Annotated in this window: 18 protein-coding genes and 1 pseudogene; 10 read left to right on the top strand and 9 right to left on the bottom strand. The window is 71.9% G+C overall.

Going from position 1 to position 20,136, the window contains the following annotated elements:
• Positions 1–432: 432 nt before the first annotated feature.
• Positions 433–1,497, top strand: a complete 1,065-nt coding sequence (locus MKW14_RS36705; protein WP_240870487.1) for a LacI family DNA-binding transcriptional regulator — start codon at positions 433–435, stop codon at positions 1,495–1,497.
• Between the two features lie 30 nt (positions 1,498–1,527).
• Here MKW14_RS36705 and MKW14_RS36700 read toward each other — a convergent pair whose 3' ends face one another.
• Both MKW14_RS36700 and MKW14_RS36695 read right to left on the bottom strand, forming a co-directional pair.
• Positions 1,528–2,259: a helix-turn-helix domain-containing protein gene (locus MKW14_RS36700; protein WP_240870485.1), complete on the bottom strand. Its 732-nt coding sequence runs from the start codon at positions 2,257–2,259 to the stop codon at positions 1,528–1,530.
• 82 nt (positions 2,260–2,341) lie between these two features.
• Positions 2,342–3,607: an MFS transporter gene (locus MKW14_RS36695; RefSeq protein ID WP_240870484.1), complete on the bottom strand. Its 1,266-nt coding sequence runs from the start codon at positions 3,605–3,607 to the stop codon at positions 2,342–2,344.
• Between the two features lie 325 nt (positions 3,608–3,932).
• Between MKW14_RS36695 and MKW14_RS36690 the strand changes: the two genes are divergently transcribed.
• Positions 3,933–4,337, top strand: coding sequence for a hypothetical protein (locus tag MKW14_RS36690; protein ID WP_240870483.1), 405 nt, complete (start codon positions 3,933–3,935; stop codon positions 4,335–4,337).
• A gap of 47 nt (positions 4,338–4,384) precedes the next feature.
• Here the strand turns inward: MKW14_RS36690 and MKW14_RS36685 are convergent, their stop codons facing one another.
• Positions 4,385–4,558 (bottom strand): hypothetical protein, encoded by a 174-nt coding sequence (locus MKW14_RS36685; RefSeq protein WP_240870497.1) that lies wholly within the window; start codon positions 4,556–4,558, stop codon positions 4,385–4,387.
• Between the two features lie 264 nt (positions 4,559–4,822).
• On the opposite strand from MKW14_RS36685, the gene MKW14_RS36675 reads away from it, so the two are divergent.
• Together MKW14_RS36675 and MKW14_RS36670 are read left to right on the top strand one after the other, a co-directional pair.
• Positions 4,823–5,284, top strand: coding sequence for a cold-shock protein (locus MKW14_RS36675; protein WP_240870482.1), 462 nt, complete (start codon positions 4,823–4,825; stop codon positions 5,282–5,284).
• Between the two features lie 26 nt (positions 5,285–5,310).
• Positions 5,311–5,715, top strand: coding sequence for a VOC family protein (locus MKW14_RS36670; RefSeq protein WP_240870480.1), 405 nt, complete (start codon positions 5,311–5,313; stop codon positions 5,713–5,715).
• Between the two features lie 42 nt (positions 5,716–5,757).
• Here MKW14_RS36670 and MKW14_RS36665 read toward each other — a convergent pair whose 3' ends face one another.
• Positions 5,758–7,542, bottom strand: a complete 1,785-nt coding sequence (locus MKW14_RS36665; protein ID WP_240870479.1) for a hypothetical protein — start codon at positions 7,540–7,542, stop codon at positions 5,758–5,760.
• A gap of 244 nt (positions 7,543–7,786) precedes the next feature.
• Between MKW14_RS36665 and MKW14_RS36660 the strand changes: the two genes are divergently transcribed.
• The 3 genes from MKW14_RS36660 (at position 7,787) to MKW14_RS36650 (ending at position 10,390) form a co-directional block, all read left to right on the top strand.
• A complete protein-coding gene (locus tag MKW14_RS36660) occupies positions 7,787–9,103 on the top strand; it encodes a hypothetical protein (RefSeq protein WP_374116649.1) in 1,317 nt (438 codons plus the stop codon).
• Between the two features lie 109 nt (positions 9,104–9,212).
• Positions 9,213–9,956, top strand: coding sequence for an SAM-dependent methyltransferase (locus tag MKW14_RS36655; RefSeq protein ID WP_240870478.1), 744 nt, complete (start codon positions 9,213–9,215; stop codon positions 9,954–9,956).
• A gap of 62 nt (positions 9,957–10,018) precedes the next feature.
• Positions 10,019–10,390, top strand: coding sequence for a hypothetical protein (locus MKW14_RS36650; protein WP_240870477.1), 372 nt, complete (start codon positions 10,019–10,021; stop codon positions 10,388–10,390).
• 513 nt (positions 10,391–10,903) lie between these two features.
• Here MKW14_RS36650 and MKW14_RS36645 read toward each other — a convergent pair.
• The 3 genes and pseudogenes from MKW14_RS36645 to MKW14_RS36635 form a co-directional block, all read right to left on the bottom strand.
• Entirely contained in the window at positions 10,904–11,443 is a 540-nt protein-coding gene (locus MKW14_RS36645) for a putative immunity protein (protein WP_240870475.1), read from the bottom strand.
• Positions 11,444–11,471: 28 nt separating this feature from the next.
• A complete protein-coding gene (locus MKW14_RS36640) occupies positions 11,472–12,146 on the bottom strand; it encodes a polysaccharide lyase family 7 protein (RefSeq protein ID WP_240870473.1) in 675 nt (224 codons plus the stop codon).
• Positions 12,143–12,340, bottom strand: a pseudogene (locus tag MKW14_RS36635) (SGNH/GDSL hydrolase family protein); the annotation flags it as partial. The pseudogene MKW14_RS36635 and the gene MKW14_RS36640, both read right to left, overlap by 4 nt.
• Before the next feature lie 399 nt (positions 12,341–12,739).
• On the opposite strand from MKW14_RS36635, the gene MKW14_RS36630 reads away from it, so the two are divergent.
• The 3 genes from MKW14_RS36630 (at position 12,740) to MKW14_RS36620 (ending at position 18,100) form a co-directional block, all read left to right on the top strand.
• Complete coding sequence (locus MKW14_RS36630) at positions 12,740–14,671, top strand: glycoside hydrolase family 97 protein (protein ID WP_374116648.1); 1,932 nt, start codon at positions 12,740–12,742, stop codon at positions 14,669–14,671.
• Positions 14,672–14,791: 120 nt separating this feature from the next.
• Positions 14,792–15,346 carry a DinB family protein gene (locus MKW14_RS36625; protein WP_240870472.1) on the top strand — a complete coding sequence of 185 codons (555 nt, stop codon included), beginning with the start codon at positions 14,792–14,794 and terminating at the stop codon, positions 15,344–15,346.
• Between the two features lie 93 nt (positions 15,347–15,439).
• Positions 15,440–18,100 (top strand): carbohydrate-binding protein, encoded by a 2,661-nt coding sequence (locus MKW14_RS36620; RefSeq protein WP_240870471.1) that lies wholly within the window; start codon positions 15,440–15,442, stop codon positions 18,098–18,100.
• Between the two features lie 10 nt (positions 18,101–18,110).
• Here MKW14_RS36620 and MKW14_RS36615 read toward each other — a convergent pair whose 3' ends face one another.
• Both MKW14_RS36615 and MKW14_RS36610 read right to left on the bottom strand, forming a co-directional pair.
• Complete coding sequence (locus tag MKW14_RS36615) at positions 18,111–18,896, bottom strand: SAM-dependent methyltransferase (RefSeq protein ID WP_240870469.1); 786 nt, start codon at positions 18,894–18,896, stop codon at positions 18,111–18,113.
• A 90-nt stretch (positions 18,897–18,986) separates the two neighbouring features.
• A complete protein-coding gene (locus MKW14_RS36610) occupies positions 18,987–20,114 on the bottom strand; it encodes a PP2C family protein-serine/threonine phosphatase (protein WP_240870467.1) in 1,128 nt (375 codons plus the stop codon).
• Between the last annotated feature and the right edge of the window lie 22 nt (positions 20,115–20,136).

The following is a 20,136-nucleotide window of genomic DNA, read 5'->3' as shown; positions in this document are numbered from 1 at the left end:
CGCCGCTGCCCGAGCCACACGCGCTCAGCAACGGAATGCCCGCACCGGCGAGCAGCGCGGCACCACCCACACCACGCAGCACACTGCGCCGGCTGGGCGAAGGAAGAGAGAGACCCGAGGGGGAGAGGTCCATGTACGGCTCCTGACACGCGGTCCACAAAGGACCAGAATCAAACGCGATCGCACAAACGCGATCGTGTGGATGCCAGGGAAGAGTGAGCGTTGTGTGGGGGCACTGTCAAGGCCATGTGTTCGATCCCCTACGAGGGAGAGGATGCCGTCCGCCCTGGAGAGTGCCTGGCCCCGAAGGTCTTGGAGCGCCTGGGGGCGGCCCGGAGCGGTCGTAACGACCCTTGACGGATGGCCGCTTGCTGCGTAGACATGACCGCGCGATCAGACCGCGCGGTCTGGATCTGTGATCCAGGAGGATTCATGACATCAGGGGCGGACCGTGACGTGGCTTCCCCTGTGCCGCGCAGTGCGGACGTGGCCCGGCTGGCCGGGGTCTCGCGCAAGACGGTCTCGCGCGTCCTCAACGATGAGCCGTACGTCTCGCAGGAGGCCCGGCGGCGCGTCCTGGCCGCTGCCGAGGAGCTCGGCTACCGGCTGAACCACGCGGCCCGCGCCCTGGCGTCCGGGCGCACCCGCTCCCTGGGCGTCGTCGCCCTGGGGACGGCGGGATACGGAACGGCCTCGTTGCTCGTGCACATCGAACAGGCGGTACGGGACGCAGGCTACGCGCTCCGCGTGGTCAACACGCCCGACGGTGATCCGGAGGGCATCGCCGGCGCCCTGGGCTCGCTGCTCGAGCAGGGTGTGGACGGCGTCATCGTGTCCGAACCCGTGGTGAAGGGGGACGTCCCGCTGCGCGTCGACGTGCCGGTCCTCTTCCTGGGAGCGCCGCCCTCGTTCACCGCCACCCGGACGGTGACCGTGAGCGTGGGCGCGCGCCGGCTGGCGCGGGCGGCCACGGAACACCTGCTGGGCCTCGGCCACCAGACCGTCCATCATCTGGCCGGTCCCCGGCAGTGGTACGCCACCAGGGACCGTATCGAGGGCTGGCGCGCGGCGCTGGCCGCACGCGGCGCGTACGAGCCGCCGCTGCTCAACGGCGACTGGTCGGCCGCCTCCGGATACGCGGCGGGGCAGGCGCTGGCCTCGGACACCTCGGTGACCGCGGTCTTCGCCGGGGGCGACGAGATGGCCATCGGGCTGATCCACGCCCTGCGGGAAGCGGGCCGGCGGGTACCGCAGGACATCAGCGTCGTCGGCTTCGACGGCAACCCGGTCTTCGCCTACGTCTCCCCGCCGCTGACCACCGTACGGCAGCCCTTCGCCGCCGCCGCGCGGGAAGGCGTCCGGCTGCTCGTGCACACCATCGAGGAGCCCGGCGCCGAACTCCCGCCCGCGAGCGAGCCACCGGTCGAACTCGTCGTCCGCGCCTCGACCGCGCCCCCACCGTCCCACCCGGGCCTGCTGCAGCCCCGCGCCACCTGACGCGGCGACCGTCCGCGTCAACCGGGGTGGCTAGTCGTCGTCCGAGGCCGGTTCGGGCTGAGCGTAGAGGATGTCGCGCGCCTGTTCCGCGGCGCGCATCATGCTCTCGGCGACGAAGTCCACGAAGCGGGCGATGTTCTCGAGGCGGACGGCGGCGGGTGTGTCGGGACCGAGGAGGCCGACGCCCTGCCGTGCGGTCTTGGCGAGGTCGGCGTTGGACCGGGCGGCGGCGATCATGCCGGTGAAGAAGACGTCGTTGTCGACGAGGTAACGGTCGCGGCGGCGTTCGTCGCGTTCCCGGCGGATGAGGCCCTGGCTTTCGAGGAACGCCGTCGCCTTGGAGACGGACGCGGGGCTGACGTCGAGCCGCTGGACGAGTTCGGACGCGGTGAGGCTGCCCGCGTCGGTGGTGTACAGGCAGGTCAGCACCCGGGACATCATCTTGGGCAGGCCCTGCTGCATCAGGAGTGTGGTGAAGGTCTCCTCGTACTCGCGTACGGCCTCGCTGTCGCGCCCCTGGGCCGGCTGGGCCGCCCGGGGTCCCCGGGGGGCCGTCTGCCTGCGGCGGTGGGCGCGGCGCTCGGTGGCGCGGTGGGCCAGGTCGGCGCGGTAGGCCGTGGGGCCGCCGTTGCGCATCACCTCGCGCGTGATCGTCGAGGTGGGGCGGTCGAGACGCCGGGCGATCTCCGCGTAGGCGAGCCCGTCGGCCAGCCCCGTCGCGATCTGCTGGCGCTCCGGCTGAGTGAGCCTGCCTCCGGGCATCCCGGTCTCCCCTCGGTCTTCCTTGCGGCGCCCGAGCATAGCGTTCACGGTTCTTAAAATGCAACGAGCGGGCCGCTCCTCGTCACCGGGCGGCGACCAGGCGCAGAGCCGGTGCCTTGCGGAGCCGGGTGAAGGTGACGAGCAGGGCGACGGCCTGGACGACGGCGCAGGCCATGAGGACGCGGCCGAGGTGCGCCGGCGGAGTGATGGCGACGAGAACACCGGCCGCGGGGAACGGCAGCAGCAGGATCAGCATGGTCAGCGAGAGTGTGGCGCCGAGTGCCGTGGACGGGATGACCACGGAGCGCACCGTGCGCAACACGACGGTGAGGCCGCCGTCCCCGGCCATGAAGATCGCCACCAGGATGGTGTAGGAGGCGTAGGACGGCGCCTGGGGGACGGCCAGACAGGCCGCGGAGGCGAGCGTCGCGGACACCACGCCCACCGCCCACAGGTCGAGCCGGCTCAGCGCGAGACGGCAGCAGGTGATCGCCAGCAGGGTCGCCACCGCGGCGGCGGACCACATGGTGCCCACGCTGGCGGAGGAGCGGTGGAACGTCTCCACGACGATCACGGGGCTGGCGGACTGCAGCAGACCGAGGGCGAGGTTCGAGCAGGTCAGTCCGGCCACGAGCCAGCCCAGCGCGGGCAGTTGGAGCAGAGTGCGCATGCCTTTCCGCAGTCCGCCGAGCTGTCCCGCGCCGTTCGTGGACGCGGCGCGCAGCGGAGTCGGCGGCGTCTGCAGACCGAGCACGGCCGCGACCAAGGACACCGCGCTCAGACATCCGAGCATCCATCCGGGTCCGGCCAGCAGCAGGAAACCGGCGAGCAACGGACCGACGACCGTGGCCGTCTGGTCGATGCCGACGAGGACCGCCTGGATGCCATGGGGCCGCACCGCCCCTCGTCGGGTGACGACCGCGCCGACGGCCTCGTTGGCGACGAATCCGAACTGGGAGAGCGTTCCGGTCACGGCCGCCAGCACCAGGATGAGCGCTGTCTCCGTGGAGCCCCGCGGCAGGATGATCAGGGCGACCGCCGAGACCGCCACCACCGTGGCCCGTCCGAGGGACGCGAGGAAGCACACGATGGCCGCGCCGCGCCGGTCCACCACGTTCCCGGCGAGGACGAACGCGGCGATGCGCGGGGTCCATTCCAGGGCGAACGCGAGGCCCGTCAGTGACGCCGAACTGGTAATGGTCAGTACCAACAGCGGCATCGCGTAGGTGGACATGGAAAAGGCCAGCGCATCACTCGCGCGTGGAGCATAGATTCGCCGAAAGAGGCTGCCGGACGGATTGGCGGCATGCCGACCCGCGGGCCGGTCCTCGTGCACGGTGATGGCCAAGAACGGGTGGCTTTCGGTGAGGGGTGCTGAGGGGGGCGAAAGACGGCAGTTTCCCGCTCGGAAATGCGCTGTACGGAAATGAACTGTGCTGCGACACATCGCGCAACGGCGGCAGGGAAGGGAACTGACCTGCCGACGTTGGCAGTTGACGCGTGAACTATACCGCCCTCATACCCCTCGTACAGATGGGGTGCCGAACCCTTCGGCCGGTCCTGCCGGCGGAGATGAGGCCATATCAGACGGATACCGATACTCGCCCTTTCGGAGTCCGGTTCGTTACGTACCGCCAATGGTGGAATCGCGGCTTCCGTGGTGCAGTCGAGCTGTGGCCCGATTCGACGGAATTCGGAAGAAGATCGGCCTTCGCCGCAGGCGTGGCGACGGCGAAGCCGCCGCCACCAGGGACCGGCCCTCCCGGCTGACGGACATCGTGGTCGCGCTGGTGCTGGGGGTTGCCGACGCCATGGCACTGGCGGGTTTCGCCCTCGTCGTGTTCCTGGTCGGCATGGGCAGTTCGGACCAGGGCATGGGCGGAGGCACACCGCGTCATCCCGGCGTCTCCTACTCGGGGCTCGCCCTGGCCTGGGTGCTTCCCGCCCTTCTCGCGCTGTCGACGTTCCTCCACGCGAGCCTGCGGATGCCGGTCACCGCGGTGGTCCAAGGACTGTTCTTCATCCTCGGGACCGTGCTCGCGCTGGCCGCGACGAACATGCTGCTGTCCATCGCCTGACCCCTGTCACGGCGCCGCGATCATCAGGTCGAGGGCGCTTTCCAGGGTCAGCGGCGCCGGGCGAGTCGCTCGACCCGGCGGTGCGGGTCCTCCACGTGGTGCTCGGACTCGGGCTTCATCAGGACGCTGCGCAGGATGCGTGCGCCGTCCGCGCCCGCGGTGATCTTCGGATGGCGTGCCGTGAACGCCTCCCGGCCGGCTCGGAGGGTGCTCAGGAACACCGGGTCGGCTCCTGCCATGCCGTCCGCGAGGAACAGGGGTTCACCACGTTCTGCGTCAAGCCGAACCAGTTCATCGACGACCCGGACGGCGTCGGGGCGTTCTGCCGTGAGGTGGTACGGCGACTGGAGCGGACCACCGTCTGACCCGCCGCCGTGAGTCCGGGAACGGGCAGGGCTCGTGGGCGGGGGCGCGGCTGTGTAAGTTCTCGCACCGGGTAGGTGACCCGGGCCGTCCCGGGTCCGCTGTGAGCGTGGAGGTGCGGTGTGGTGACACAGGGTCGGGTCGTGCGGTTCGACGAGGTGCGCGGGTACGGCTTCATCCGCCCCAGGGACGGGGGCGAGGACGTCTTCATGCACGCCAACGACCTGATCGACGAGAAGTACCTCTACCAGGCGGGCAGCGAGGTCGAGTTCGCCCTGGAGCAGGGCGAGAAGGGGCCGAAGGCCTCGGCCATCCGCCTCGTCCGGCACGCCGCCCATGACCACCACGACCACCACGACCACCGGACCAACCGTGCGGCCCCGTCGTTCTCGGAGGTGCCGCTGCGGCACGGGGACGTCCAGGACATCGACGGCGAGGTCGAGTTGCTGTCGGTGGAGGACTTCCGCATCGACCTCACCGAGGCCCTCCTGGAACACGCCGGAAGCCTGACCGTCGCCCAGCTCAAGGAGGTCCGGGCCTGCGTCGTGGACCTGGTCCGCAAACGCGGCTGGATCGTGGACTGACCCCGCGGGGCACCGGGCTCGCCGTCATGGACGCCCTCTGTTCCCGGCTGCTCGTCGAGGACTTCGACACGGCGGCCCGGTTCTGGACCGAAGCGCTCCGTGACCTGCTGGGCGTCGAGCCCTTCAAGGTCGTGCCCGAACCCGGGTACGCCAACTGGGACCTGGGCGGCGAGGCCGTGCTCGTGCTGCACTCCCGCGGGACCATGGCGGAGGTCGTCGGGACCGCGGAGCTGCCGTCCGCCGCACCCGGCCAGGACACCGCGATGCTCGTGCTGCGCGTCGAGGACGTCGACGACGCGGCACGCCGCCTGGGCGGACACGGCGCCCGGGTCCTCGCCGAGCCCCAGGACCGTCCCGAGTGGGGCCCGAACCCGCGTACCGCACACATCAGGACACCGGACGGCACCCTGGTGGAACTCCAGTCGTACTGACGCCGAGCCGAGGCCGTCGTCCGGCGGGATCGACCCGGCCCGTCAGTCCGCCGGCCGGAGCGATTGCGGCGCGGACGGGACGCGGGCCGTGGTGATCGTCATCGGGGTGCCGGTGACCGCGATGAGGTAGGTGCGCGGACGCTGGTCGGCCGGCATCGGGAGGAATCCGCCGGGGGGCTCCACGAGATAGTCGGCGGACGCGTGGGGGGCCAGTTCGGCGGGGCCGGAGGCGATGGTCCACCAGTCGGAGGCACCCTGGCCGACGCGATCGGCGAAGTGCGGGGTGAGGGTCGTACCCGTGGTGTTGACGGCGTGCACGCGCACGGCAGTGACACCGGGACTCGAGCGGTGCGTGGTGAAGTGCGGGGCGAGGCTCAGCCGCAGGGGCGGCGGGCTCGCGGCGGCGATCGTCACGCACACGAGCGCCGGGACGAGCAGACCGGCGGCCAGGAAGCCCTTGGCGCGGTGGCCGGTGACACGGGGCAGCCGCGGCTGCCAGGCGGTGGCGAACGCGGCGGCCGGGACGGTGGCGACGGCCGCCAGCCACAGCGGCGTCATCAGCAGGAAGTAGCCGTCCTGGGACCGCGTGGCCAGGTAGAACGCGCACCAGGGCAGCACGGTCAGGGCGGGACCGAGCCGCCGTACGAACAGCAGCGTGGCGACCAGCAGCCCGAGCAGGAGCAGCAGGCTGCCGTAGGAGTAGTAGTCGAGGCGGCTGCTGCCCCCGGTGAAGTAGTAGGAGATGCCCATCATCCCCTGGCCGTGCAGGATCGCCTTCTGGCCGAGCGGCAGCACGATGCCCTCCAGCCAGGCGGAGAACCCCTGGACGGCGAAGTAGGCGTTGATGGCGGCCCAGCTCAGCGCGGCGGTGCCGGTGTAGCGGGCGGTGACCGCCAGGGCGCGGCGGTGGCCGAGTTCGCCGCGCCGGACCGCGTACAGACCGATCAGCAGGAACGGGAGCAGGAACCACGCCAGTTGCTGGGCGGCACAGGCGGCACCCAGACAGGCCGCCCGCAGCACCCCGCCCGGCCCCAGCCGGCCGCTCGCTCCGGTGTCCGGCCAGCGGACCACCACCGGGACGAGCAGGGCGAGCGCGGTGATCGCCGTGTAACCGGAGTACGCGTAGTGCGGCAGGAGGCCGAAGCCCAGGCACACGGCCGTGGCCGCGGACCGCCAGGGCACCGGCAGCAGGAACCAGAGCAGGACCGAGGAGGCGGCCAGGGCGCCCGTCGTGACCAGGGTGGCGGCCGCCGTCGAGTGGACGACGGCGTGCACCGGCGCGGCGAGCAGCGCGGTCAGCGGCGGATAGCCGTAGGTGTAGTCGGCGCCGCCCGACATGGTCTTGGTGACGCCGACGGACGGTGTGTCGAACAGCCAGGGCCACGGCTGCCCGTAGACCGGATGGCCGCGCAGGATCTCGCTCGCGGCCTGGGCGGTCAGCACCCCTTCGTCGGCGCCCGCGTGATCGAGGACGTAACCGCAGGCCACGAGCGTGAGGGCGGTCAGCAGGACCAGGACGTCGACGCGGACCAGCGCCCGGCGGCTGCGGACGAGCAGGCTCAGGACGCCGCACACCAGGATCGAGGCGTAGCAGACGGAGATGACGCCGGCGACGGCCGGATGCGAGTCCATCGCGGTGGTCCAGGCGTCGCGCGTGCCGATGAAGAGGCTGATCGTCGCCAGCAGGGTCATGCCCCGGTGCAGCTGCCCCGGCCCGGTGGCCGGCGGGCCCGACTCCGGGACGGGCGGCGAGGGAGGCACGGCAGGGCGGGACGGCGGACGGCGACGGATTTCCATGCCCGTACCTGCCTCATGGGTGTCGGCCATCGGCCACCTCCTCAACCCTCTCCGCCGCCGGGACGCCCCCTCGAGTCCGGGCAGCGGAAACCCTCCCCTACTACATCATGTAGAGAGGATTTCCGCGGTTCGGGTTCCACCGGACGGGTCGCGGTGAGTTGACCTTCGAGGAGCAACCAGCAACCCCCGAACCCCCTCTACACAGTTGAGGCCGCGCGGACCGCGTCCTCGGCCGTCCCGGCGCCGAAAGCGCACGGAGGGGAAAGGACAGGGTGTGCGGAACCGGGAGACGGCGGAGACCGTGCCCGTGCTCGACGACGGGGAACGGACCGGCCGGCTCAGATGGCCCCTCGTGCGGTGGCACAACCTGCTGCTGACCCTGTGGACAGCGGTCTGGTTCGTCGTCGCCGAACGCCACGAGGCCGTGTCCTGGCACTATCTGCGCACGGGCCAGCAGCTCCTGTTCAACCAGATGCCCGGCGGCGGCCTGGCCCTCTACGCCAACCACCCCGAGCTGCAGATCGGCCCCGTCAGCTTCGTCGTCGCCGGACTGTTCGCGCCGTTCCCGCCCGAGCTCGGCGAGAAGCTCGCCGACCTGTTCATGTCGGTGCTGGGCCTGTACATGCTGGTCCTGGTCGGCAGGGCCGCCGCGGACCACTACCGGGGCACGGGGATCAACCACCGTCGGCTCCAGCAGCGGGTCCTGGTCGCGGGGGCGGCCTTCATCCCCATGTGGGTGGAGGTCTCGGTGCGGTTCGCCCACCTCGACGACGTCCTGGCGCTGTTCTTCACCACGCTCGCCGTGCGCGCCCTGGTGCGCGGCAGGGCCACCGCGGTCGGCGTCTTCCTCGCGCTCGCCGTCGGCTGCAAACCCTGGGCGGTCGGCTTCCTGCCGCTGCTGCTGGCACTGCCGCGCGCCGCGTGGCCGCGCGCCGCCGCCTGGCTGTTCGGCCTGGTGGCGGCGGCCTGGCTGCCCTTCTACCTCACCCACACCGAGACCCTGGCCGCGGCCCGCTTCACCATCCCCAACCAGCCCGCCTCCGCGCTGCGCTGGTTCGGGGTGCGCGATCCCGTCACCCCCTCGTGGGACCGCCCCGCCCAGATGGCGCTCGGTCTGGCGCTGGGCGCCCTCGCCGTGCGCCGGGGCCGCTGGCCGGCGGTCGTGCTGCTCTCCGCGGACGCCCGTATCGCCCTGGACCCGAGCGTGTACACGTACTACAACGCCTCGGTCCTGCTGGGCACCCTGATCTGGGACTCCATCGGCCAGCGGCGCCTGGTCCCCTGGGTCAGCTGGATCGCCCTGATCTCCCTCTACGGCAGCGCCCTGCTGGTCCCCTCGGCCTCCGCGCAGGGTCTGATCCGCCTCGCCTTCACCGTGGGGTCGGCCGCCTACGTCCTGTGCTGGCCCCAGCGCCTCCCACGCGGCAGACGCGGCGGCGGACGCCCACCGGCCCCGCCGTCACCCGAGCGGGGCGTCGGGGGCGGACCACCCCTGCGTACGGTGCCCCCACCCGCGCGCCGCTACCGCGCCGAACCCGGCCGCACCCGCTCCGGGCGCCCGGGACGGCGGCTGCCCCGCTTCTCGACGTGAGGGGAGCGGCCCGCGGGCAGCCGCGGAGCCCGGTCGCCGGCGCCGCCCGCGCCGCCCGTGCTGCCAAAACCAGGTGCGGGCGGGGCGCCGTCGTTGGCAGGCTGCGGCGGTGAACCGTGAACGCATGTCCATGATCGCCCACACCCAGCACCCCATAAAGTCCCCGCTCGACGACGACTCGGTACGGCGGCTGCTGGACCGCGGGCTGCCCAGGGGCGACGAGCGGGTGCTCGACCTGGGGTGCGGCGGCGCGGAGTGGCTGTTGCGGGCCCTGGCCACGCGGCCGGACGTCCATGCCGAAGGAGTCGACGTCTCCGGCGACGACCTGGCGCGGGCGCGGCGGGCCGCGGACGGGCTCGGCGTCGGGGACCGGCTCGTCCTGCACCACCGGAAGGCCGAGGAGTTCGTCTCGCCGGAGCCGTTCGACGTGGTGCTCAGCTTCGGCGCCACCCACGCATTCGGCGGCCTGCTCCCGACGCTCGCCGCAGCCCGGCGGCACCTGGCCCCCGGCGGCCGGGTCCTGATCGGGGAGGGGATCTGGGAGCGGCCCCCGTCCCCGGAGGCGGTCGGCGTCCTCGGGGACCTCGACGACCTCGCGACCACCGTGGACCGTGTCGTGGCCGACGGCTGGACCCCCGTCGACGGCCACATCAGCACCCGAGCCGAACTGGACGCCTACGAATGGGCCTGCTGGGGCTCCCTGGCCGAGTGGGCCCTGGACCACCCGGACGACCCGGACGGACCGGAGGTCCTGCGGACGGCCGCCACCCGCCGCTCGGAGTGGCTGCGCGGCTACCGGGACACCTTCGGCTTCGTCTCCCTGGTCCTGCGCCGCACACAACAGGGTTCCTGAGCCTGGCTCTTGGCGGGGCCACGCGCCACTCTGGAAAGCAGCGACCACGTCGAGGAGGACCCGTGAGATCGAGCAGCCGGCCGTGGTTCTGCGCCTGGCTCGCCGTGGGAGCCCTGGGCTCGCTCGGCCTTGTCGCCATCCTCAGCATCGGCGTCTACCTGCTGCCCCTCGCCCTGGTGGCGGCCGGCCTGCTGGCCACCCGACGCGGCTCCTTCGCCGGGCTGCCGGGGCTGCTCTCGGGGCTGGGGGTGCCCCTGCTGTACGTGGCCTTCCTCAACCGCGGCGGCCCGGGCAACGTGTGCACGACGACGTCCACGAGCCAGTCGTGCGTGGACGAGTACAACCCCTGGCTGTGGCTGGCCGCAGGGGTGGTCCTCCTGCTGGCGGGCATCGTGCTCGGCGCGGTACGGCAACGCCGGACGACCCTCCGCTGAGCCGGACGACTTTCCGCTGAGCCGGCCGAGCCCTTCGGAGGCCGGTCGCCCCCCCGCCGGGCTCCCGGCCCTCGTCCCTGCGGCCGGTTTCGAGCCGGGGCGCACTACCGCACGTCCCACCGGCCGCGAGGCGGGCCAGGCGGCCGTCGTCCCTCGCCGACTCACGGGCCGACGGCCACCACCGCCACTGTCCCAGCGCGCCGGCGGCCCGTCGTCACCGAAGCCGCGTACTTTCACCGCCCCTTCGCAGCATCCCTTCCGTTCACCCGGATCAGGCGGCGCGGGCGTGGAAGCAGCCGTGCTGTTGCGCCAGTTCGGGCCCCGACGCGCACCTTCACGGTACGAGCGAGTCCCTCGGCCCGGGAGCAGGTGGCGTCCTCGTGCTCGATGTTGACGGCCATGTCCGGGTCGATCCCGGCGAGGGCGCGCAGGAACTCCGTCCGGAACGGGACGTCGTTGCCGAGGCCGACGGCGACGAACTTCCACGCCGGTCGCCGACGTGCCCGATCGCCCTCAGCCGCGCAGCGCGCTGTCCAGGAGGCGCATCAGTTCTCCCACGCGTCCCCCGCCGGGAGGGGCGGCGGGCAGGCGGCCGAGTACCGCCGTCACGGCTTCCGGCGCCTCCTCGCGCGCCCGGTCGAGAACGGGCCCGGCGGAGAACGGGCCGTCCGCGCAGGCCAGTTCCTCCGCCCGGACCGCGTGGGCCGCCGCACCGAGGATGTGCTTGACCTGATGGGCGTCGGCCAGTGGATGCAGGAACGCGGCGCCGGCCGCGTGGCTCGCCGCCCGGGCCGCGTCGGCGGCCGCCGGCTCCGCGGCCGCCGCTTCCCGCGCCGCTCTGAACGCCGCCCAGGCGTGCTGACGCAGAGCCGCCGTGCGACGGCCGCCCGAGGCGAAGGCGTCCGCCGCGGCGATCGCCTCGCGCGGGCGGGTGTCGGCCGGCCGGCGCTGTTCGTAGAGCGGGAGCACCCTGCGCGCACAGCCGGCCGCGTACCCCGCGATCTCACGGAGTTCCCGCTCGCTCAGCTCGATGGACTCCGACCGGCTCGGCACGACCCCATCGTGCCACGGGCCGTTCGGTTCACCGCGTCCAGTAGCGGAGGTTGCGGAAGCGGGCCTCCGCGCGGCCGGAGCCGTGGTTGTAGACGCCGTTCTTGAAATAGCGGGTGGCGGGACCCCGGTCGGCGACGGTCAGCACGAGGGAGTCGTCGAGGTAGACCCTGACCGTGCCGGTCCCGCTGCTCGCCAGGTGGGCGATCTTCACGTTGAACCAGGTGTCGTACACGCCCGTCCTGAGCACCGTGCCGTCGTAGCGCCGTACCGTTCCGCCGTTCGTGTCATAGGCGTTGAGCATGATGTCGGTGGCGGGGGTGCCCGAGGGGTGGACGCTGCGCAGGATCTGCACGAAGGAGGCGCCGTCCGTGCCGGACGGGAGGTACACGTCGGCGTCCCACATGTGGCTGCCCGTGGTGTAGTCGACCTTCCACCGCATCTCGGTGCGCGGGTCGGTCGAACTGCCCTCCTCGAAGGGCTCGTCGGTGGCGTACACCCACATCCGGTGTACCCCGCCGCTGTAGCTGTGCCGGTCGGCCAGGTCGAGGTTCCAGGGCTTCTGCCAGCTGTAGTCGAACGACGTCTGCGTCCAGCCGTCGGTCGGGTCGGCGGCCGCGGTGGCACGCGCGACGGACGGCAGGGCGAGCGCGGCGCCCCCGGCGAGCAGGCCCGTGCCGGCCCGTAAGACAGTTCTCCTGTTCATCGAGTGACCTTTCCGGTGAGGGAGTTGAGGTCGACCGCGTCGGCCATCGCCCGCAACCCGGCGTCGTTGAAGTGCAGATGGTCTCCGGAGTCGTAGGCCGGCAGGATCCGGTCGGGCGCGGTGGGATCGCGGACCACGGCGTCGAAGTCCACCACCGCGTCGAAGACGCCACCGTGCCGGATCAGTTCGTCGACGGTGCCGGCGGCGGCCGCCTCCCACGTGCCGGTCCAGGCGGGCCTGTCGGGCCTGTCGGGTCTGTGCCGGTCCGGCGCGGCCGCGCTCGCCGTGAGCGGCACAAGGGCCAAAGTCAGTGCGGCGGCCAGAGCCGCGAGCAGGTACCGGATCGTGAACGTGCGCATACCGTGCAGTCCTTCCGGTCGGAGTCGCACGCAGGCAACCGCAATACATCGGAGGAGTCAAGATGTTGGACAGTGGTTGTGGATGTGACTGACGTGCGAATCCGCCTGTAATCACGCGGTAGTGGACAACTGTCGTTCTCGTTGCGGCCGTTGACAGGTGAAATGGAGTCAGCCTAGGTTCGCCGATGCAGCTGATACACCCGATGTATTCATGAGCCGTCAGTCTGGAGGACGATGATGACCTCGCAGCCGGGGAAGCGCTTGCCGCTGCGGTTGAGAACGACGGTCACGGCACTGTGCGCCGGCCTGGCGGCCGCCCTGTGCCTGACCGCGCCCGCGCGGGCGGAGCAGGACACCGCACAGCGCGCCCATGTCTGGTCCCTGTCCGTCACCGCGCACGACGCACCCCGCGCACGGGTGTCCCTCGACGACTCCACCGGCGCGCTGAGCCTGTCCGTGTCCCGCGAGGGCCGTACGGTCATCGAGCCCTCGCCTGTCGGCATCGTCACCGAACAGGGCGACTTCTCCAAGGACTTGCGCTTCCTGCGCCGCACCGACCGGCTGGTCGACGAGCACTACCGGACCAAGTCCGGCAAGCGCCTGGACCGCCGGGTCCGGATGAACGAGACCCGGCTGTCCTTCGCCACGCCCGCCGGCGCCCGCCTCGACCTCGTCGTGCGCGCGTCGGCCGACGGCATCGCCTACCGCTACGTCCTGCCCGCCGCACACGGCGACGTCCTCGGCGAGACCTCCGCCTTCAACCTCCCCCCGGACGCGAGCGCCTGGCTCGGCGCCTACCGGGTCGACAACGAGGGCCCGTTCAACCAGTACACCGCCGCCACGGCCCCCACCGGCGAGTACTCCGACCAGGCCCTCTTCTCCACCGCCGGCGGCTACACCCTGCTCGCCGAGTCCGATCTGACCGGCCGTTACTCCGGTGCCCGGCTCGCCCACGACCAGGGCACCGCCACCTACCGGATCAAGCTCGCCGACGACCGGGTCCACACCACAGGGCCGCTCACCACCCCCTGGCGGGCCATGATCACCGGCGACCTGGCCACCGTCACCCGCTCCACCTTCACCGACGACCTCGCCCCCTCCTCCAAGGTCGCCGACACCTCCTGGATCCGCCCCGGCACCGTCCTGTGGACCTGGCTGGCGGGCGGCCGTGAGGCCGGGCAGAGCCTGGAGGCGCAGAAGGCGTACGTCGACTACGCGGCCGCACGGCACTGGCCCTACGAGGCCGTCGACGCCGGCTGGTACTTCAAGAGCGACGCGTGGGACACCACCGACCCGAACTGGCAGACCGACAGCTGGATGCCCCAACTCGTCGACTACGCCCGCGCCAAGGGCGTCGGCGTCGTCGTCTGGATCCACCAGCGCGACCTCGCCACGGCCGAGCAGCGCGCCCAGTGGCTGCCCACCCTGGAACGCTGGGGCGTCAAGGGCGTCAAGATCGACTTCATGAACTCCGAGGCGCAGTCCATGCTCCAGTGGTACGACGACGTCCTCAAGGACACCGCCGCCCACCACCTCATGATCGACTTCCATGGCTCGACCATCCCCAAGGGCATCCAGCGCACCTGGCCGCAGGTCATGACCATGGAGGGCGTCGGCGGCGAGGAGAAGCGCACCAACACCGCGACCCACCTCACCACCCTGCCCTTCACCCGCAACGTCATCGGCTCCATGGACTTCACCCCCGGCGGCTTCCAGCGCGTCGGCCAGCGCCCCAACTCCGACGCGGCCGAGGTCGGCCTCACCGTCGCCTACGAGTCGGGCCTGCAGATGTTCGCCGGCACCCCCGAGTCGTACGACGCCCGGCCGCTCGCCCGTGACTTCCTCCAGCAGGTCCCCGCCGCCTGGGACGACACCCGGCTGCTCGCCGGACAGCCCGGCCAGGAGGCGGTCCTCGCCCGCCGCAGCGGACAGCGCTGGTTCATCGGCGGGGTGTACGCGGGCGCCGCGCACACCGCGCAGGTGCCGCTGTCCCTCGGAGCGGGCCGGTGGCTGGTGCAGACGATCCGGGACGGCGCCGACGGGCTCGTCCAGGACCAGAAGGTGCTGCGCGGCGGAGCCACGCTCAGCGTCGACGTGGTGGCCAACGGCGGTTTCGCGGGCATCGCCTGCCCGTGGCGCCCGGGGATCACCACCTGTTACCGCTGACCGGAACCACCGGCCCGGCCGGCGGCGAGATGAGTCGCGCCGTCGGCCGGGTGGGCGACGCAAGGCCGGTGCCCGTATATGCGTTGGTGGGCGCAGGGTTCCCCGACGACCATGGGGCGCATGACTGAGCAACCCGCGCGATGGAGCCAGGCGACGGTCTACCCCGACATGTGGGCCGATCCGGACGACGACCCCCGTGAGGGATTGAGTCCGGAAGGCGAACTCGCCACGCTGCAGGACTACCTGACGAACTATCGACTGACCCTGCGGATGAAGTGCGAGGGCCTGGACGCGGAGCAACTGGCCCGCCGCTCGGTGCCGCCGTCGACGATGTCGCTCCTCGGCCTGATCCGTCACCTCGCCGAGACGGAGCGGGACTGGCGCAACTGGATCACCGAGGGCGATCCGCTGCCGAAGCTGTACGGCGACCCCGACGGGGACTTCGACGGAGCCGTCGCCGACGAGGCCGTGGTCGAGGAGGCGTACGCCGCGATGGAGCGCGAACAGGCCGCGACGGACGCCGCGTTGGCCGCGCACCCGGATCTGGGCGAGCGCCTGGGCAAGGACCGGATCGCGGTCCGGGAGCTGCTGGTCCACCGGATCGAGGAGTACGCCCGCCACTGCGGCCACGCCGACCTGCTCCGGGAGTGCGTCGACGGACGGGTGGGCCAGTAGCGGGGTTCCTGCTCGCTCAGCGCTTCCCGCGCACGGGGACTGCTCGCCGGAGCGGAGAAAGGCTGACATGAGACCCACGACGGGAGACGGCACATGAGACCGAGGCATCTGTTCACCCTGGCCGCCGTGACCGCCCTCCTGGCCGTCCCGGTCCAGGCGCAGGCGGCGGGCCCCGCCCGTACCTACCAGGTGGCGCCCTGGGGCGACGACAAGGCGCACGGGACCCCGACGAACCCCCTGCGCACCATCGGCGCCTGTCTGGACCGCGTCCGCCCGGGGGACACCTGTCTGATCCACCACGGCACCTACCGCGAGCAGGTCACCCCGCCCTCCGGCACCGAGGACGCGCCGATCACCCTCGCCGCGTACGGCGACGGCCCGGTCACCGTCGACGGAACCGAGAAGGTGACCGGCTGGAAGGACGCCGGCGACGGACTGGTCGCCGCCGACACCGACCTGCCGCCCGACCCCGACTTCAACGCCGTGTTCCTGGACAACAACCGGGCGGCGGAAGGGCGTTGGCCCAACTCCGGCCCGGATCCGCTGAACACCACCTGGGCCGAGGCCGACCCCACCTCCACCGACCAGCACATCGACGACACCGACCTGCCGGACGCCGACTGGACCGGAGCCACGGTCCATCTGTGGGCGGGCTCCAACCCCTGGGCCCAGCAGACCGGAACGGTCACCGCCACCGCGCCCGGCAAGCTGGACTTCAGGGGCGGCAACCACCGATGCCCGCCGCTGTGCATGGGCAACCAGAACTACCGCAACTACTACCTGGTGGGCTCCAAGGCGGCCCTGGACCAGCCGGGGGAGTGGTACTACGACAAGACCGCGCACCGTCTCTACATGGTCCCGCCCAAGGGCGGCATGGCCGGGCACACGGTGACCGCCAAGCACCGTCTGTGGGGCGTCGACCTGACGGGCAGCTCCCACGTCACCGTACGCGGCCTGAACCTGTGGGGCACCTCCCTGCGAACGGGCCCGGCCAGTACGGGAGTTGTCGTCGACGCACTGCACGCCACGTACATCTCCGAGTTCTCCACCCTCCCCATGCCCCCGGACAGCGACCTCGCGATCCCGCCCTTCGAGGGGCACATCGTCGCCTCCCGCATCCTCGACTCGGGCGTACAGATCCTCGGCACCGGCAACACCCTGAAGAACAGCGAGATCTCCCAGTCGGCCGGCGACGGCGTCCTGGTGCGCGGCACCGGCAACACGGTCACCGGCAACTACATCCACGACGTCGGCTGGATGGGCAGTTACACCCCCGGCATCGAGATCAACGGCAACGACCACACGGTCACCCACAACACGATCCGCCGCACCGGACGCGCCGCCATCGACACGGCCTGGCAGCTCAACGGCACCGAGTTCCACGGCAACCGCATCGCATACAACGACATGTCGGAGGCCATGCGCACCTCCCGCGACGGCTCGCCCTTCTACGTCTGCTGCAGCCTCGACGCCTCCGGCACCTCCATCGACCACAACACCTCGCACGACGCCGACGGGCAGGTCGGCTTCTACGTCGACAACTACTCCGGCCACTTCCTCCTGCACCACGACGTCGCCTGGAACACCGGCAGTCGGGGCACCTTCTTCAACGGCCACACCGGTCCCAGCATCGCCAACCAGGACCACAACTCCAGTTACGGCGTCGGCATCAACGGCACCTCGGTCCAGCTGAGCGGAGCGACGGACGCCTCGGGGTCGTACATCAGCAACATCGTGGGACCGATGCCGGTCAGCGTGACCCAGAAGGGCGATCCGCTGCCGGTCGTCCGCTCCAACGTCATCACGGACAAGCCCGGTTACACCGACGCCGTCAACGGCGAGCTGTGGCCCACCGCCGGCTCACCCGTCATCGACGCGGGCGAGACGGTCGACGGCGTCACCACGGACGTACGCGGCACCGCCCCCGACGTCGGAGCCTACGAGTACGGCGCACCGATCTGGTCCACCGGCTGCGACCTCCCCGGCTGCGGGCAGCGCGTACGGCACGGCGACTGGACGGCCACCGCGAGCGACGGCACCGACGCCTCCGCCGCCGTCGACGGTGACATCAACACCCGATGGACGGCGGCGAGTTCGCAGACTCCCGGCCAGTCGCTGACCGTCGACCTGGGCGAGACGAAGACGTTCGACCGGCTCTCCCTCGACGCCGGACGCGACACCAGCGGCCAGCCCTACGGTTTCACGGTCTCCGTCAGCCGCGACGGCAGCCACTGGAGCGGGGCCCTCGCGCGCGTCGCCGGCCGCTCCTTCACCCAGGACGCCGCCTTCCCGACGCGCACGGCCCGCTATGTCCGCGTCACCCTCACCGCGAGCGGCCCCGCCCCCTGGGTCGTCAACGACCTGCGCCTGTACGGCGACGGCCCCGACGCCTCCACCACCCTCCAGGCCGAGCAGGCGACTTCGGCGCACGGGGTGGAGAAGGGCTCGGCCGCGACCGACGTGCTGGCCCCCGGCGACTGGATCGCCTACCGGCACGCCGGCCTGAACGGCGCCCGTCTCACCGTCCGCCTCGCCTCCACCTGTGCCGCCGGCTGCACCCTCCAACTCCGTCTCGACAGTCCGCACGGCCCCCTGGCCGGGACCCTGCCCGTGAGCTCGACCGGTTCCCCCGACACCTGGCAGGAACAGTCGGTCACGCTGCCCCGCACCGTGACCGGGACCCACGACCTCTACCTCGTCGCGAAGGGAGGTCCCCGGGTCGCGGCCCTGGACTGGCTTACGGTCCGCCCGTGACGCCGGCGGGCTACCGCTTCCGGGCCAGCCCGCCGTGTTCGGCCACGACGTCCGGAGCCGGGTCGCCCGGCTCCGGACGCCACCGGGTGACCGGGACGACGCCCGGCTCGACGAGCTCCAGACCGTCGAAGTACGCGGTGATCTCGTCCACGGTGCGCAGGTTGTAGGGGACGGCGCCACTGTCGTTGTAGGCGTCCTGGGCCCGCTCGAAGACCGGGTCGACACCGCGCGAGCCGTCGTCGACACACAGGTAACTTCCCGACGGCAGCGCGGCCATCAGCCGGCTGACCAGCGAGCGGGCCTCCTCGTGGTCGGCGACGTGGCCCAGGATGTTGCTGAGGACCAGCGCGGTGGGCCGGCCGAGGTCCAGCGTCTCGGCTGCGCTCGCGAGGACGCGGTCCGGGTCCGTCACGTCGGCGTGGAGATAGGCGGTCGCGCCCTCGGGCGTGGAGGTGAGCAGGGTCCGGGCGTGGGCCAGCACCATCGGGTCGTTGTCGACGTACACGATCCGGGACTCCGGCGCGATCCGCTGGGCGACCTCGTGGGTGTTCTGCGCGGTCGGCAGGCCCGTGCCGACGTCCAGGAACTGCCGGATGCCCGCCTCGGCGACCAGGTGGGTGACGGCCCGGCGCAGAAAGGCGCGGCTGCCGCGGGCGATGGTGACGATGCCGGGGAAGACGGCGGTGTACGCGTCGCCGGCCGCCCGGTCGACGGGGTGGTTGTCGGTGCCGCCGAGCCAGTAGTTCCAGATGCGGGCGGAGTGCGGCACCGAGGTGTCGATGGCGGAGTCGGTCATGGGCGATGTCCGTCCTTCAGCCGGGGCATGGATCGCGCACGCCCCAACCTATGGCCGAACCACCGCCCCCCGCCCATCAGTTCGGGATGCTCACAGTCGCGGCGACCGGCGGACGGTCAGGACGGCGATGTCGTCGTGCTGGCCGCCCTCGCCCGCGAACGCCCGGGCGTCCTCGTACAGGGCCTGCGGCAGAGCGGTGGGGGAGAGGTCCAGCTGTTTGGCCAGACGCTCCTCGACCGGGTAGAACGTGCCGTCCGCCGCCCGGGTCTCGGTGAGCCCGTCGGTGCTCAGCAGCAGCGTCGCGCCCTCCGGGAAGTCGAACCAGCTCACGGTGGTGGGCTCGTCGGCGAGTTCCGCCAGTCCCAGCGGGACACCGGTCTCCACCGGCGGCTGCGCGACCGCGCCCTCGTGCACCACGTACGGCGGGACGTGCCCGCAGTTGACGGCCTGCACCTCGGTGTCCACGTCCACCCCGATGATCAGCGCGGTGACGAAGCGCTCGTCGTCCCCGGTGTGCGCCGCATAGGAGTTGTGCCGTACGACCGAGGCGTCCAGGGCGTCGACGAGCGCCGTCAGCGTGGGCTCCCGGTGGGCCGCCTCGCGGAAGGCGCCGATCACGGCGAACGCCGCACCCACGGCCGCCAGCCCCTTGCCCTGCACATCGCCGATGAGCACCCGGGTGCCGAAGGGCGAGTCGACGACGTCGTAGATGTCGCCGCCGACCAGCCGGTCCTCCTGGAGCGGCTCGTAGACGCCGTTGACCAGGACGTCCTCGGTCAGCAGCGGCAGCGGATGCAGGATGTGCCGCTGCATGGCCGCGGCCGTCGACCGCAGCCGCAGCATCTCGGCCTCGCGCCGGATACGGCGGTGGCAGGCGTACACCGAGGTCGCCCCCAGGGCGAGGGTGAACAGGACCAACAGCGTCCGGTCCAGCCAGTGCCCGCCGGTGGGCGCCCGCAGGATGGTGGTGACGGTGACGATGACGGCGGTCCACGCGGCCACGAACCCGGTCTGCCGGACCGTGCACAGCGCGGACGCCGTGCTCGGCAGGAACACAAGGAGCACGAGGATCCACACCTCGGTCCCCGACAGGGAACTGAGGAACTCCACCAGGAGCGTCGCGGCGAGCGCGCCCACGACCACTTCGGCGTTGCCCGGCGGCTCGATGGCGTCGAGGACTTCGTCGGGTCTCTTCCGTCGTCGGCTGTCGGCGGCCATGCGAACTCCCGGGCAGGTGATG

It is taken from the genome of Streptomyces gilvus, from assembly GCF_022513565.1.
Lineage (GTDB): Bacteria > Actinomycetota > Actinomycetes > Streptomycetales > Streptomycetaceae > Streptomyces > Streptomyces gilvus.
This window is presented reverse-complemented; position numbering and strand designations above follow the sequence as displayed.